This window comes from Bacteroidota bacterium, from assembly GCA_017303975.1.
GTDB lineage: Bacteria > Bacteroidota > Bacteroidia > JAFLBG01 > JAFLBG01 > JAFLBG01.
In genome coordinates, this window is sequence record JAFLBG010000002.1 from 32,572 (window position 1) to 48,347 (window position 15,776).

Consider the following 15,776-nt stretch of genomic DNA (forward strand, 5'->3'; position numbering starts at 1 on the left):
CAAATGTAAAATGGAACCCCAAAACAATAATTCAATTACAACCCTTCTCACTAAAGCCTTCAAACGAATTGATGAAGTTGGCTCAGCACCAAATGGAGTCATTGGAATTCCAAGTGGTTATAAGGAGCTTGATGCATGTACTTTGGGCTGGCAACCCTCTAATTTTGTCATCATTGCAGGTCGCCCAGCCATGGGAAAAACAGCCTTGGCACTTAACCTAGCAAGAAATGCTGCTGTAGATTATAATAAATCGGTATTATATTTTTCTATGGATGAGTCATCTGCTCATTTAACTAATCGGCTACTGTCAATTGAAACATCAATTGCTTGTGAGAAAATAAGAAAAGCTCTGTTGGAACCAATTGAGTTGAAGGATATGAATTCAAAAATTGAAGGTCTTTTGCACTCACCGCTTTTTATTGATGATACTGCATTTCTATCTGTTGAAGAATTATGTAAAAGAGCACGAGAGTTTACATATGCTCAAAATATTAAACTGATTGTTATTGATTATTTACAACTTTTAGATACAAGTTCAAATAACGAACAAGCTAAACATATTTGTGTTTCATTGAAAAAGTTGGCGAAGGAATTAAACTTACCGATAATTGCTCTTTCTCAATTACCTCGTTCTGTGGAGTTAAGAAAGAAAGATAAGCGACCACTAGTAAAAGACCTTCGTGAACTTGGAATTCCTGACCAGATTACGGATATGGTAATCTTTCTTTACAGAGCATCATACTATGGTATGGAAAAAGCAGATAATGATTTACCGGAAAACTCAGCAGAATTAAGTATTTCAAAAAATCGCAATGGCTCGTACAAATTGATTGTATTAGATTTTATCGAAAGAATAGGAAAGTTCGTTGAATTTGAGCAAAGCACTTTTAATCTACTTTATAAAGATTAAGGTTGCAAAATATTTTTTTCTTGTATGAGTTATAGTTCGTTTCAAAAGCAAAATGACCAACATTTTGAACACTATCAAAAACCCCTAGGTCACAGAGAAACCAATAGATTTTTCCATATCATTTAGTTTTTGTAAGCGTTAGTGGGGAACCCAAATACTGGTTTTCTTTTTGGTTTAACTTACTAATTGGTGAATAGAAATCTTGCCAAAGGGCAACCACTCCTTTTTGTTCAAAGCACTTTGTGAATGTATCTAAATCTTCAATAACATAACCAATAATTTTACGATTGTAATCTTTGTAATTTATATCATTTTCGCAATGTTTTTGGATTCTAGCTCGAGCAATTGTGTATGAATGCGTCTTTGTCGATAGTACTATAATGCAGCTCTTTTTAATGTTTTTTTTGTTTGAGGTTCTATCAAGTTGAATTTTGAATGTAAAAACGCATTTAGTTTTTCTCCATTTCTTTCTTTGTTCATCTATGAGATCTATTGCGTTGTTAATTTTGGAAATGGAAATCTCGTCAATTATAGGATGCTGTTGTAGTTCTAAAAAGTCTGATACCTTTGCTGTAACCTTGAAAAAATCTTTACCAAATGGCATTTCGGTATACTTAAAGGGTTTAAGTATACTAATTAATTGTTTCCTATTGTCTCTTCTAATTTCAGCTTGTTTTAGTTTATCACTTTTACTTAACTGTATATTATCATTCCTTTTGTTTTTAAATCCCTTAAAAGTAATTATTGCAACTGCTATTTGATTCTCTAGCACTATTGATTTCCTTTTAGGTTTCCAGTTACTTAAATCAATTTTATTACTTTGCTTTCTGGTCTTTCTCAATTCTAATTTCCCCATCTTTTATTGTTTTTCGTTACTTTTTTCTGAATCTTTCCTCCATTATGATACATTATTAACTCTACTGTTCTGTATTTAGTCATATTGTTGGCACGCTTTTCGAGTTTTCCTAGTTTTTCGCAAATTGATTTGTGAACATTTTCATATTCCTTTAATTGGGTTATGGAATCACAAAAAGTTAAGTAGTCTAAAAACACCTTAGCATTGCCTATTCTATTTTGGTAGGGTTCTTGGCCTTTTGTTAGATAACGATAGACCCTGCTATCCCAAATTGCAAATTTTTCAGGATTTATAAAATGAAGCAGCTTTGAAGTGCCAACGAGTGAATTGTTGAATAACTCTTTTAAAATTTCAAGCTCTTCAACTGAAGGACGTTTCCCTTCCTTTGCTCGATTAAGAATTTGAATCGCTTCCTCAAACCTATTTGAACAAAAATCGAGAATAGTTGGCATCCACCCATAGGTAAAGTTTATCCCAATAATCAAATTATGCTTGTCAATTGGTTCTGTAAGGTTCTGGAAGTATTTTATAAATTCAGGATAAGAAATGTAATATGTTTTTTTCTCCTCCACCTTGAATTCATTACAATCTTTCAAAAACTTTTGTGGCGTTATATTTTTTTTAAATTCTTCAAGCATCTTCATTTACATTTTTCCATTAACTATGCTTCTTTATAAATTCTTGTTTTTCAATATACTGAATTACTGATATATGATGTAATGCAAAATATTAACAATCCTTTTAAGATGGTGCTTTTTAAGTATTTTTACCTAATGATTTTTCAACCATGTGCTACCACTACACACTTGTAAACACCGAAAAGGAATTAATAGAACATTACGACCTTGGAAACATTTCTGTTGGGTGGGAACCTATCTTCCATGTAAATGCATTTAACTATCCTAAAATGCCTGTCATTATGGATTGCAGGCCAAAGGAACTAAGTCTAGTATCTTGGGGGCTCATCCCTTTTTGGGTGAAGGATATGGAGTCAGCAGAAATATTGCGAAAAAGAACCTTGAATGCACGAATTGAAACTGCATTTGAGAAACCAAGCTTTCGTGATGCCATCAAAAGAAGAAGATGTTTAGTTCCTGCCAGTGGTTTTTTTGAATGGAGAGAATTTAATAAGAAGAAATACCCCTATTTTATTTCGTTGAAAGAAGTACCCATTTTTTCCTTTGCAGGAATTCATGATTCTTGGGTGGATAAGTCCACAGGAGAAATTGTAAATACGTTTTCAATTTGTACCACGGAAGCCAATCCATTAATGGCTAAAATTCATAACACCAAATTGCGTATGCCTGTTATTCTGCATAGGGAGTTAGAGAAATCGTGGTTAGATGCTAGTAGTAGTAAAGAAGATATTTTGAAATTCAGTGACCCTTTTGAGGAGCAGCAAATGAAAGCGCATACGATTTCCAAACTTATTACTTCAAGAACAGAAAACTCAAATGTTCCTGAAATAATGGATGTAGTGAAGTTTGATGAGTTAGCAGAAATTTAACACCCCTAGGTTGAGTTTAATTCGAATTAAACTCCCACAATTAGTTTTACCTTGCTACCTCAATAAAATAGAGAAAATGAAAAAAAACATCTTTAAACTTTTAGCAAAATTCAATAAGATGGTTTCACCAAAATATTATAAGCGAGATTTAAAAAACTCAAGACTTGGGAAAAAGCTATCATTGGCTATAAGTATTGGGTTACACTGCGATGCTTAGATTAAGCTAAGTTGCATTTTTCCCAAAAAACACTTAGGAAAACTGTGCATTCAAAATACATTCCCAAGGATCTAGAATTCCTTGTAGGTGATAATTTAATTGTGCAATAGGATTCTTTTTACAAAACGCTCAAAGTGCGTTCGAGCCGCAGATACCTGTACATCACAATAGTAAAGCTCAATTATAAATTAGTACATTTTAGACTAGCCTAAAATTTAAACCCAAGAGTAGCCATAAAAACAGAAGCACTCATTTTATTTTTAGCAGGATTTACGGTTGTGCCTGTGTACATATAGTACGTATCTTTTTGTTGTGTTACAGAATACGCAAAATCCAGGTAATAGCTATCTTGTCGGTATCCTACACCAAATGCATAATTAGTGCGCATGCCATTATTTGCCACGGACGATTTGTACGGATTCCCAAGCAATCCATAACCGGCACGCAGGGTAATTGGGTCTAAGCGAACTTCTGCTCCTACCCTAAAATTATTTGCAGTAGTGTACATTTGCTGAATATTGGTATTCGCAGATCGAAACGAATAGCCACCCGTAACCGTAGCAAGATCCATTGAATTTAGTTTTGCCATTGAATAATCTACAAATTCGTGATCAACACTTAAAAGCGCATTCTTGAGTACTACAAACGCAAGACTTGTGTTTACTCTAAAAGGAGTTGTTAAACGATAATCAAACTCCCCTTGCGGAGACTGTGCTCTAAGAACAACACCATTATCATAAGATGCGGCCATTTCGTTGTTGTAATTATCTTTTAATCCGATATACGTTGGCGTTTGAATGGAAGCACCAATTCTTACCCAATCAGCAGGGCGATAGATAGCTCCAAACTTAGCATTAAAGCCCGTTCCGCGGGTAGATAATTCTCCACTATATACATATCCTTTAAACCCTGCGATACTATCTTTCGTGTCAGACTCTTGGTAATTAAACTCCTCTTCATACCTTACACTCACAATGTTTATAGACCCTCCAAGATATAATCTATTTGCATAGTTTGCTCCAACTGCAATGTAAAATTCGCCCATACTACCGCGTGTACTTATTAATTTAGACTGGTCTAAATTTGATTCGGATGGTATTGGTGTGTAGTAGGTATCTGTTGTGCCGGAAACAGTATCTAACAAATACGTTTCAAATGCCAAGCCTTCTGCAAAACTATTCAACCCCATAGGATTTGTGCCGTTCGCATTTTTACGCATGGCATCTAAATAGGTAGAGCCATTGCTCTCTCCAATAATAGCTGCTCTGTTGTGAAAATTATTTATTTTATTAAATCCAATGGCAAAGTTGGTGTTTACCCAATTACCTGAAATAGCAGGGTTTTTCATTCGTGCTATAGCCAAACCCAACGATGAAAAATTAAATCCCAAACGAGAATCGCTACCGGTAGAATTGTTGTAAGTGCTATTGGTGTTTCCTAAAATTAATGTAGGTGTAAAATTAAACTCCGATTTATTCATAACACCCAACCCTGCAGGATTAATTGTTATAGAAGACAAATCTGCACCTAATGCACCGAACGCTCCACCCATAGCAGTATATCGAGCCGACCCTTTATAGTTTAGCATGGAATAACGAAGTGCATCTACCTCTGTTTGTGCAACCGCTGTTATTGCAGTAGTAGTAAAAATTCCTAGAATTATTTTTTTTAGCGTATTCATGGTAATTATTTTTTAGTCTTTTTTTCGCACACAAATTCTTTAAAACATAGTGCAAACACAATGCCATAATTTTAAAAACACATTGTTCTCTGCAAATTATCTTGGGCGAGCTTGTCTTGCACCATTAGAACCGTTGCTTCTTGGAGCTTCGGAACTTCTTGAAGGTGCAGAAAACCCTCCTGATCTATTGCCTCCTCCGTTATTATTTTGTGGTGCACTAAAAGACTCTTGTCTTTTAGGTTGCGAAGGAGCCGGAGCAGGTGCCGGGCTAGGTGCATTATTTCTAGGCGCATTATTCATCTCGTTGTTACGAGGAGTATTGTCTCTTTGAGGTGTGTTCCAATTATTATTCCCTCTAGGGGTTGTAGTGTTGTTGTTTCTAGGCACATCCCATGTATTATTTGGTCTGCTATAATCATTGCTACCATTACTTCTTGGAGCTACATTTGTACCGTTCGACCTAGTTGGAGAGGAAGGTCTATCCCAATTATTATTTGGGGTTTCCCAATTTGAGTTAGGTCTGGCAGTATTGTTTTCATTACCTCTAGGTGCCACATCCCACGAATTAGATCGAGATGGATTTGTAGGCTGCTCCCAATTATTGTTTTGGGGTCTATCAAATTGTTGTTGCGAATTTGAATTACCATTTGATTTTGGAGCCGTGTACTCATTATCCCAATACTGATTTGAATTGGAATTATTTTGAGTAGGAGGTGTTTGATTTATTGTACCATTCCCTCTATCAATAGTTTGTAATGAATTGCCCGCACTGTTATTATTTATAGCATCTTGCTTTCCGCTGTAATTGCGGATATCAGGATATCCACCGGAAGTGCCGGTTGTGCTTGCAGGTCTTTCTACCGTGCTAGTACCTTGCACCGGCTTATTAGCGGAATTATCGTATTGCTTTACCCCATTGTTAGATGTATTTGTAGGCAACGAATTCCCTTTTGTAGCAGTTGATGTTGGTGCTACACTCGAAGCATTTGTAGGCTTTGTATATATTACCGGCAATCTATCATCGTTAAAGCTATTTGCATATTTAATTGTATTTCGAGTTGTATTACTTGCTGAAGCTACATCCGCTACTGCGATATCTTGATACCGTTGTCCCCAACTATTATTCGGGTTTGCAGGTCTGTTGCTTCCGCTCATACTATTGCCTCTTGGGCCGTAATGATAGCTGTAGCTGTTAAAATCTTGTCCATTAAAATAGTAGTTGTTGTATAGTCCGGCATGATATCCATCCCAATACCCATTGTTGTAGCCATTCCAATATCCATTGTTATATCCACCCCAAAAATTGTTTCCATAAAATCCGTTGTTCCAGCCATTTCCGCAGCCATAGCCCCATCCCCAATTATTGTATCCACCCCACCCGTAATAAGAATTCCATGAGTTTCCAAAACCAAATCCACCGTTCCATCCTGTCCAAGGACTCCACCCCCAGCTAAATCCACTGTTATAACCCCATGTACCTCCCCAAAAATAAGAAGGATTGTAGTTGTAAGCATAATAGGTAGGTCCCCACCAATTGTAGCCTAAGTAAATACTTACACCCCAACTAGCCGGATTATTATTGTACCAATAAGAATTGGTATAGTATGGATCGTAATAGCTAAAGCCTTGAACAGGGTTGCTAAATCTACTAATTCGAGCTGCATACGAATAATCATAGTAATCGTCCGGATTATAGCTGCTAGTAAAATTATTGGGATCAACAGGCTGATAATTCTGCTGATTAGCATTAGAGTTTTGAGCAGGTTGTTGTGCAGAAGAACCGGAAGAATAGTTTTCTACCGCTGCTGCAACAGCAGCCGTTTCTTGCATTTGAAGCTTCTTAATATCGTCAGAAGACATATACACATCGTCATAATACGCGCTTTTGCTTGCAGTGCTCTTTGAGCTTGAACAAGACGAAGCCATTAATGCAACTGCAATAATGGATGCTACATAGTTTGTGCTTTTTGTTTTCATAGTGCCCTCTCTTTCTTTACTAATCAATTTAAACATTTTTACTCGAATTAAGTTTAACATTTCAATGCTTATGCTTAAATTCACAAAATACGTGCCAAACAGTAATTTATGAGTAAAGAAGTAGTAAAAAGAGAAGACAATTATTCCGAATGGTATAATAATCTGGTAGTTAAAGCCGATTTAGCCGATCACTCTGCCGTTCGTGGGTGTATGGTTATTAAACCTTACGGATACGCCATTTGGGAGAAAATGCAGGCCACTTTAGACAAGATGTTTAAAGATACAGGTCATGTAAACGCTTATTTCCCATTATTCATACCTAAATCATTTTTTAGCAAGGAAGCGAGTCATGTGGATGGCTTTGCTAAAGAGTGTGCCGTTGTTACCCACTACCGCTTAAAAAATGCACCGGATGGTAGCGGAATTATAGTGGATGAGGATGCTAAATTGGAAGAGGAATTAATAGTTCGTCCTACCTCCGAAACTATTATTTGGAACACGTATAAAAGTTGGATACAATCGTACCGAGATTTGCCAATACTTGTAAACCAATGGGCAAATGTGGTTCGCTGGGAAATGCGTACACGTTTATTTTTACGTACTACCGAATTTTTATGGCAAGAGGGACATACCGCACACGCCACAAAAGAAGAGGCTATTATTGAAGCGGAAAAAATGTTGCATGTATATGCTGATTTTGCTGAGAACTGGCTTGCTGTGCCGGTTTTAAAAGGTGTTAAAACAGCCAACGAACGTTTTGCAGGTGCAATAGAAACGTATTGCATTGAGGCTATGATGCAAGATGGAAAGGCATTACAAGCAGGCACATCGCACTTCTTAGGACAAAATTTTGCAAAAGCTTTTGATGTGAAATTTGCCACCTCCGAAGGAAAACAAGAGTTTGTATGGGCTACATCTTGGGGCGTTTCAACTCGCTTGATGGGTGCACTGGTAATGGCACACTCCGACAACGAAGGATTGGTGTTACCTCCAAAGCTTGCTCCTATACAAGTGGCAATTGTTCCGATTTACAAAGGAGACGAGCAATTGCAGCAAATAAGCACTATTGCAAACAACCTTAAAAAAGAATTAGAAGGGAGAGGAATCTCTGTAAAGTACGATGACAGAGACAACCAACGTCCGGGCTGGAAATTTGCCGAATATGAATTAAAGGGAATACCTGTGCGTATTGCCATTGGTGGACGCGATTTAGAAAACGGCACAGCCGAAGTTGCAAGAAGAGATACGAAAGAGAAAGCCACTATCAAACAAATAGACCTTGTTGGTCATGTAGCGCAGCTGATGGAGGATATTCAAAAAAATATTTATGCCAAAGCAATAGAGAAAAGAAAAAGCCTAACGAGCGAAGCCAATAGCTATGATGAGTTTAAAAAACTATTGGACGAGAAAGGTGGATTTATTTATGCACATTGGGACGGAACAAGCGAAACAGAAGAAAAAATAAAAGAAGAAACAAAAGCTACGATTCGCTGCATTCCTTTAGATAACAAGCAAGAGAATGGAACATGCATATACTCAGGCAAACCATCTACACAAAGAGTTGTTTTTGCTCGAGCATATTAATAGTTATATTTAGTTTATTCAACAAATTACGTACATGGCAAATCCAACTCCCAAAGAGCTTATCATAAAAACACTTTCTGAGAAATCTGTAACTAAGCAAGATGTTTACAAGCAAACGTTGGAGACTTTCAAAATGTTAAAGAGTGCTTGCAAAGAGCTGTCTGAAGACTTGAAAGGAGCTACCGCTAAAATTGACAAGCGGCTAATTGTTGATTACAAAGATAAAAGCGAGTTTGAATTTGAGCTCCGCGTAGCTGGCGATGTGCTTATGTTTTACATGCACACCAACGTGTTTGAGTTTGACAAAAGTCATCCTGTTTGGAAAACATCGTACGTTAAAAAAAATGAATTCAACTCTTATTGCGGACAAATTTATATTTACAATTTTCTCTCCGACTCTTTTAAATACAACAGGTCTAGAGATGTTGGCTATCTAATTGCTCGACTATTTATAAATAAGGATGCACATTATTTTGTAGAAGGAAAAAGACAATTAGGTTTTTTGTATAACAATTTTGCAAATGCAGTAGTTGACAAAGAGCACCTTAAAAACATTGTAGAATCGGCTGTTTTGTATTGTTTAGATTTCGATTTATTTGTGCCTCCGTTTGAAAATGTAAAAGAAGTAAGTGTTATGGAAATGCAAGAAGCCAGCAACAGCATGCAAATAACAACAGGCAAGCGTCTTGGATTTAGATTCTTAGCTGACAACGACCAACTGGAATAACGTTCATAATTAAGACCTGCTAATTATTGTACGATTCAACTCACCTATAAGTAAAAGTACCACAGATAGGAAAATGATCAGACAACTCTTCTCGAACAATACTAAAATCAGTTAGCTCTAATTGCTTACTGTGTAAAATATAATCTATTCTAAAAGAAGGGAATTTTCCTGCATAACTTTTCCCAAAGCCAAATCCTTTCTCCATAAAAGCATCGTTTAGTTTTGATGAAATTTTTGAATACGCATACGAAGATGGAGTATCGTTAAAATCTCCGCAAACTATCACTTTGTAAGGACATTTGGCAATATGCGCAGCAACTGCTTCCGCTTGCAAAGCACGTTTTTTAAATGCAGATTTTAATCTACTCAAAATCTTTTTTGATTTTTCAACTTCCTCTTCTGCTTCTTTATCTGTCATTATACTCTCAACAAATTTATAATCCGAATTACTAAAATGAATAGACTGCAGGTGCATATTATAAATACGAATGGTGTCCGATTGTATTACTACATCTGTAAACATGCAAATATTATTGTTCTTAACTTCAAACGGAACTACTCCTTTACCAACAATTGGAAATTTTGAAAAAGTAGCTAATCCAATGTGCAATGTATCTCGCTTGCTTGTGTAGTTGTAGGTATACTCCTCGTGCACATATTTTGCTTTTTGAAATGCAAGCAGTGTATCACGTGTTTTAAAACCATCGGTATCGTCCTGGTAAAACTCTTGAAAGCAAATAATATCGGGAGCTTCCTCAATAAGTAAATCGAAAATTTTATTCCGCGTTTCCTTGTTCTTAGTCCAATTGTACAAATCAAACAGCCGCACATTATATGACATCAATTTAAATTCTTTTTCGGAATGATTCTTTTCGTGATTAGCTGCAGATAAATTAATCTGCACCAAAGCTGCTATGTTAGAATATCCGATGAGAATGGAAACCAATGAAATTAAAGCTAAGCGCCATTTTAAGAACAACCAAAATAAAATAAAAATAAAATTTACGAGTAGTAAAGCTGGATACCCGAGGCCGAGAAATGCAATGTACCAAAAGTTCTCGGGGCTTATGTATGGAGCCAAATAAGAAAAAAGCAACAATAAAGCTACAAGCACATTGGCAAGCAATGCAATTGTTTTTCCCCAACGTCTAATAAAACTTTTTTCTGTATTAGCTTTCATTATAATAACACCCGAATGGCAAATTGCGCATGGGTTCAATTTATAAAATTAACTTAATATTATAGGTAAAGTTGTACCTTTATTACTCAACGTATTTTAAACAATTTGGTGTTGTTATGAATTCGTAAGATAAAATAAGGTATGCCTTAAGAAAACAGAAAAACAATAAAAAAATATGAATTTAGTTTACCCAAAAAACTGGAAAGATTATGAACTACTTGATGTAGGTGACTTTTTAAAGCTAGAACGTTGGGGCGACTATATAACTATACGACCCGAACCACAAGCTGTTTGGAGTAAAGTATTTTCTATGAGAGAATGGGAACAACAAGCACACCTTCGTTTTGTACCAAAATCAAGCTCTTCGGGCAGTTGGGAAAAATTAAAAAAAACTCCCGACAACTGGAATATTTCTTACACAATTTCTCCTGAAAAAAAATTAAAATTCAAATTAGCACTTACCTCTTTTAAACATGTTGGCTTATTTCCTGAACAAGCCGACAATTGGGAATTTATTTACGATTCGATAAAAAAAATGAATATCGCCACTCCTAAAGTGTTGAATTTATTTGCCTACACAGGCGGAGCTTCTTTGGCAGCAAAGGCGGCAGGTGCAGATATTACGCATGTAGATTCTATAAAGCAAGTTGTAAGCTGGTCGAGAGAAAATATGGAACTATCCGGATTAGACAATATTAGATGGGTAGTAGAAGATGCTTTAAAGTTTGTAAAGCGCGAATTAAAACGTGGAAATAAATACAACGGAATAATACTAGACCCTCCTGCCTACGGACATGGCCCTAATGGCGAGAAGTGGAAGTTGGAAGATAACATTAATGAAATGATGAAGGGGGTATTGGATTTACTGGATGAAGAAAACCACTTCCTAATTTTAAATGCGTATTCGCTCGGATTCTCTTCTCTTATTATTGAAAATTTATTGAAAGCAAAAAAATCAAAAACACTAACTACCGGAGAATTGTATTTACCCTCAAAATCCGGAATGAAATTACCATTGGGTGTATTTGGAAGGTTAAGTACAGTTTAAGAACTTACCCTTTACTGTTTTCGTATTCTACGTCAATCTTCAAATCCCTTCCTAATGCAGCCTCTACGGCTAGTTCATCGCATCTGTTATTTTCCGGATTATCCGCATGCCCTTTTACCCAGACAAATTTCACTTTGTGCTTTGGATAAATTTTCAAAAAACGTTTCCACAAATCTGCATTCATTTTTTTTTTGAATCCGATTTTTTCCCAACCAAACACCCATTTTTTTTCTACTGAATCAACTACATATTTTGAATCGGAGTATACAGTAATACTAGCATTAGCAGCCTTTACGGTTTCTAAAGCAACAATAACACTTAATAATTCCATTCGATTATTTGTAGTTATTCTAAACCCTTCAGACAATTCTTTTCGATGACTACCCGACATCATAATAATGCCATATCCTCCGGGCCCTGGATTGCCTCGAGAAGCACCATCTGTATATATTTTTATTTCTGCCATTTGCTTTTCCTTTGCATCAAGTTCGCTATTTCTCTAGCCCCCACATCATTCTCATTTGACAAGTGAGTTGTTATTTGTTGCTTATCTACTTCAGTTCTGTTTTGAGATAATTTATTTTTCGCCAATATTTTCTCAACAGTTACTTCAAATGCTACAATCTCTTTTAAATACGCATCGTACATCTCATTGCTAATAGAAGACAAATGAAATCTATTTTCTCTTCCATGCTCATATTTTTCAACCATTTGAGCTAACAAATCTTTTGTTTCTTCTCTAGACAATTCTCTCAAACGACCTTGCACATGCACGGCTACATAATTCCAGGTAGGTACATTTACTGTTGAATACCATGACGAAGAAACATATGCATGCGGCCCTTGAAATATACACAATACATTTTCCTGATTTAAAACTGCTTGCAGTTGATTATTTTTCCTAGCAATGTGAGCTGTTAATTTTAGTTCGTTAGCAGCGTTTGTAGTAATATGAAAAGGAATATGCGTTGCTTCTAATAAAGAATCAATTTTAGTAACAAGTATTCCAAAACTATTAGCTTGCAGAAATGCTGTTATTTCCTCGTAATTTGTATTTTGAAAATAAGAAGGGATGTACATAAACTTTATGTGTTACCACTTGTTAAAGTAATAAGATTAATTGGGGAACTAAAATGAATTCCAAAAAAATAGTTATTGCAGGCGGAAGCGGAACTTTAGGCAGATTAATTGCTGCGCATTTCTCTGAAAAAGGATTTGCGGTTATTGTTTTAACAAGAACATCTGCTAAAGAAGATGGGGTAGTTAAATATATTCATTGGGATGCAAAAACGCACGTTGATGATTGGGTTCAACATCTTGATGGTGCCGAAGCCGTTATTAATCTAACCGGCAGTTCTATCAATGTTCGCTTTACAGACAAGAACAAAAAAACAATTTTGGCTTCGAGAATAAATGCAACAAATGCATTAGGCTATGCAATCCAACGCTTAAAGAATCCACCTAAAACATGGATGAATGCTAGTGCAGTAGGCATTTACAAAAAGCACGAACATCCTCAAACAGAAGAATCAACTCCGGCAACCGATTTTATGGGAACGGTTTGTGCAGAATGGGAAAAGAGTTTTTTTTTACACACTACAACTTCTACAAGAAAAATTGCACTACGAATTGGTATCATGCTTACTCCAACCGGTGGAATTCTAGAACCGTTGCTTAAAATCACAAAATTGGGATTGGGCGGAAAAGCAGGAACAGGAAAGCAATACATAAGTTGGCTGCACTATAAAGATTTAATTGGTATAATTGATTTTATGCTACAAAAAGAAACTATTGAAGGAGTAGTAAATTGCACATCGCCCAATCCTGTCACAAATAAAGCGTTCATGGAGTCGCTAAGAGCAAGTTTGCAAATACCTTTTGGATTGCCAAATCCAACACTAGCATTAAAAATAGGCTCTTGGCTTATGAATACAGAAGCGGACTTGGTGTTAAAAGGAAGTAATATTATTCCGCAAGTACTTTTAAACAATAATTTTCAATTCCGGTTTGCATCATTACTGAATGCTTTAAAAGATTTAAAAAAACAAACTCCCTCCTAAACACCCTTGCAAGTCAAGCATTTAGACCAAACAAGCCAACTAGAAAAAATGGCTTGTACAGACGAATCCTTTTTAATACATTTGCACAACTTAACCAAACAAGCACATGAAAACAAAAACACTAGCGGTAGCCGCCCTACTGGGTATTTCGGCTATTTCAAGCAATCAATTATTTTCTCAAGCAACAATTGGCTGGAAACAGCAGTTTAACGGAATGGTTCTTCACGAATCAGACGAGAATTACGCCAGCATCATGTCAACATTTGACACGCTATCAAGCACTATTTATTACAGAACCTCTATTGCAGCCGAGACAACAGAAGATTTTGATCCAAGTTCGGCAAAGGCGCTAGTAAAAGGAGGTTCAAACTTTGACGATTACTTTGCTGAAGGAGAATTGCAAATGGGAAGAGACATTGGACTTCCGGTTATATCTGCATATAATACGACTACCGGAAAATACAGATGGGCAAATAAGTTCGAGCCCATTGGAATAAATAGTTATGTTGATTTAACAAATATAGAGGCGATAGGAAAAGCATCGGGTTTATATGCTGCAATTTCGTTTAAGGGAAAAGTAAAATACAAGACAGCTACCTTTACCTCTATTACCAAGCCTGATAGCACAAACAACAACGACATCCTATTAGCAAGAATAGACCAAAACGGGAATTTTGTAAAAGGTGCTCGAATTGTACCTGTTGATGCTTCTTTTAAAGAAGGAAGTATTTACACCTCAAAAATGGCTGTAAATACAAATGGCGATTTAATTGCTGCGGTTCAGTATTATGGCGACAATACCAATCTACCACAAGGAGTAGCATATAAAATTGTTACATCAAACATAACACATACTGTTATTTTAGACAAAGGCGATATTGTGTTATTGCGCTTAGATGGTAGCATGAAATACCTTGCACACACCGTAATAAAAGCAAATGGAAACGACCTTTCCATAATCGACATGAAAGCAGATGCATCTAAAAACATATTGGTAGGTTTTGATTTGTATCGTTTTAACACAAAAACTATACATGTAAGTACCGGTGCAAATGGAATGACAATTGGATCTAACGACCCAGTAAATTCTTTCAAAAAATTCTTAGTTAAATTTCAACCTATGCTCAACACTACCAGCATAGCTACGTATGTTGAAATGCCTCATTTTACAATAGAAACAGACAAAATGGGAAATATTCTTCTAACATCAATTATTGATGAAAACGAAGATGCTAAAGCCGGAATATATACCATAAAGCCAAGTGTGAATAATAGCATACAGCTAATTACAAAATATGATAAGTTTGGCACATACCTAACTCACTCTGCAATTACAAGACAACAATCAAGCTATATAGATGGATGGGATACATACCTGGATGAGAACAACAACCTATATGTTTCTTACGGAATAAATGTTACTACTACCGGAGAGTGGAAATACGAAAGACAATTTATGTCTAAAGTAAGAACAACAGGTGCAACAATGACAGAAGTTTGGAAAAACAGCATCATGGCAGTAGGGTCTGGATACCATGCAAGTGCAAGCTCTATCTATGCTCACAAAAACAAAGTATTATTTACTGCCCTATTGGATCCACACACAAGCAATTATAAAATTTTGGTGAGCAATCCTTTACAACAAATAAAAGTAAATGGAGATCGATCTGTAAGTTGTATGATTCAATACAACTTGAGTGGAGCAGCATTATCACCAGAAGAACAAACCGAAGACAACAACAATATAGCCTACAAAACATCCTTTGATGACGTTAGCTCTAGCTTAGTAGTGTATCCAAATCCTTCTAAAGATGAGGTTAATGTACAAATTACACTAAGTGAAAACGAACAAGCTACTATTACACTTTTCAACTACAACGGAGTAGCTGTGAAAAATGTAGTTACTACTGAGGTAGAAACAAAACTAAACATTGCTGAACTACCTGCAGGAATGTACTTTGTGGAAGTTGTTTCTAACAATGGAAAAGAAGTTAGAAAATTGATAAAAGAATAAATCCCTTAATCATAA

Annotated in this window: 14 protein-coding genes; 7 read left to right on the forward strand and 7 right to left on the reverse strand. The window is 36.0% G+C overall.

The window, feature by feature from the left end; genetic code table 11:
- Window positions 1-10 precede the first annotated feature (10 nt).
- Window positions 11-910, forward strand: a complete 900-nt coding sequence (locus J0M08_01155) for a DnaB-like helicase C-terminal domain-containing protein (GenBank protein ID MBN8701648.1) — start codon at window positions 11-13, stop codon at window positions 908-910.
- A gap of 118 nt (window positions 911-1,028) precedes the next feature.
- On the opposite strand, the gene J0M08_01160 is transcribed toward J0M08_01155, so the two are convergent.
- Both J0M08_01160 and J0M08_01165 read right to left on the reverse strand, forming a co-directional pair.
- The gene (locus tag J0M08_01160) at window positions 1,029-1,766 is read right to left on the reverse strand and encodes a hypothetical protein (protein MBN8701649.1); all 738 of its coding nucleotides are present in this window, start codon (window positions 1,764-1,766) and stop codon (window positions 1,029-1,031) included.
- Window positions 1,754-2,410: a hypothetical protein gene (locus J0M08_01165; GenBank protein ID MBN8701650.1), complete on the reverse strand. Its 657-nt coding sequence runs from the start codon at window positions 2,408-2,410 to the stop codon at window positions 1,754-1,756. Before J0M08_01165 ends, J0M08_01160 begins: the two co-directional genes overlap by 13 nt.
- A 143-nt stretch (window positions 2,411-2,553) precedes the next feature.
- Here J0M08_01165 and J0M08_01170 point away from each other — a divergent pair, with 143 nt between their 5' ends.
- Window positions 2,554-3,273, forward strand: coding sequence for an SOS response-associated peptidase (locus J0M08_01170; GenBank protein MBN8701651.1), 720 nt, complete (start codon window positions 2,554-2,556; stop codon window positions 3,271-3,273).
- Window positions 3,274-3,698: 425 nt separating this feature from the next.
- Here J0M08_01170 and J0M08_01175 read toward each other — a convergent pair whose 3' ends face one another.
- Complete coding sequence (locus J0M08_01175) at window positions 3,699-5,171, reverse strand: hypothetical protein (GenBank protein MBN8701652.1); 1,473 nt, start codon at window positions 5,169-5,171, stop codon at window positions 3,699-3,701.
- A 96-nt stretch (window positions 5,172-5,267) separates the two neighbouring features.
- A complete protein-coding gene (locus J0M08_01180) occupies window positions 5,268-7,148 on the reverse strand; it encodes a hypothetical protein (GenBank protein ID MBN8701653.1) in 1,881 nt (626 codons plus the stop codon).
- 108 nt (window positions 7,149-7,256) lie between these two features.
- Here J0M08_01180 and J0M08_01185 point away from each other — a divergent pair, with 108 nt between their 5' ends.
- Together J0M08_01185 and J0M08_01190 are read left to right on the forward strand one after the other, a co-directional pair.
- Window positions 7,257-8,732 (forward strand): proline--tRNA ligase, encoded by a 1,476-nt coding sequence (locus J0M08_01185; protein MBN8701654.1) that lies wholly within the window; start codon window positions 7,257-7,259, stop codon window positions 8,730-8,732.
- Between the two features lie 34 nt (window positions 8,733-8,766).
- Window positions 8,767-9,459 (forward strand): hypothetical protein, encoded by a 693-nt coding sequence (locus J0M08_01190; GenBank protein ID MBN8701655.1) that lies wholly within the window; start codon window positions 8,767-8,769, stop codon window positions 9,457-9,459.
- Between the two features lie 40 nt (window positions 9,460-9,499).
- Here the strand turns inward: J0M08_01190 and J0M08_01195 are convergent, their stop codons facing one another.
- Window positions 9,500-10,639: an endonuclease/exonuclease/phosphatase family protein gene (locus tag J0M08_01195; protein MBN8701656.1), complete on the reverse strand. Its 1,140-nt coding sequence runs from the start codon at window positions 10,637-10,639 to the stop codon at window positions 9,500-9,502.
- Window positions 10,640-10,814: 175 nt separating this feature from the next.
- Here J0M08_01195 and J0M08_01200 point away from each other — a divergent pair, with 175 nt between their 5' ends.
- Complete coding sequence (locus J0M08_01200) at window positions 10,815-11,687, forward strand: class I SAM-dependent methyltransferase (protein MBN8701657.1); 873 nt, start codon at window positions 10,815-10,817, stop codon at window positions 11,685-11,687.
- Between the two features lie 4 nt (window positions 11,688-11,691).
- On the opposite strand, the gene rnhA is transcribed toward J0M08_01200, so the two are convergent.
- Complete coding sequence (gene rnhA, locus J0M08_01205) at window positions 11,692-12,153, reverse strand: ribonuclease HI (protein MBN8701658.1); 462 nt, start codon at window positions 12,151-12,153, stop codon at window positions 11,692-11,694.
- Window positions 12,141-12,767: an FMN-binding negative transcriptional regulator gene (locus tag J0M08_01210; GenBank protein ID MBN8701659.1), complete on the reverse strand. Its 627-nt coding sequence runs from the start codon at window positions 12,765-12,767 to the stop codon at window positions 12,141-12,143. The genes rnhA and J0M08_01210 overlap by 13 nt, the downstream gene beginning before the upstream one ends.
- A gap of 53 nt (window positions 12,768-12,820) precedes the next feature.
- Here J0M08_01210 and J0M08_01215 point away from each other — a divergent pair, with 53 nt between their 5' ends.
- Together J0M08_01215 and J0M08_01220 are read left to right on the forward strand one after the other, a co-directional pair.
- Window positions 12,821-13,747 (forward strand): TIGR01777 family oxidoreductase, encoded by a 927-nt coding sequence (locus J0M08_01215; protein ID MBN8701660.1) that lies wholly within the window; start codon window positions 12,821-12,823, stop codon window positions 13,745-13,747.
- 106 nt (window positions 13,748-13,853) lie between these two features.
- Window positions 13,854-15,761: a T9SS type A sorting domain-containing protein gene (locus J0M08_01220; protein ID MBN8701661.1), complete on the forward strand. Its 1,908-nt coding sequence runs from the start codon at window positions 13,854-13,856 to the stop codon at window positions 15,759-15,761.
- Window positions 15,762-15,776 lie beyond the last annotated feature (15 nt).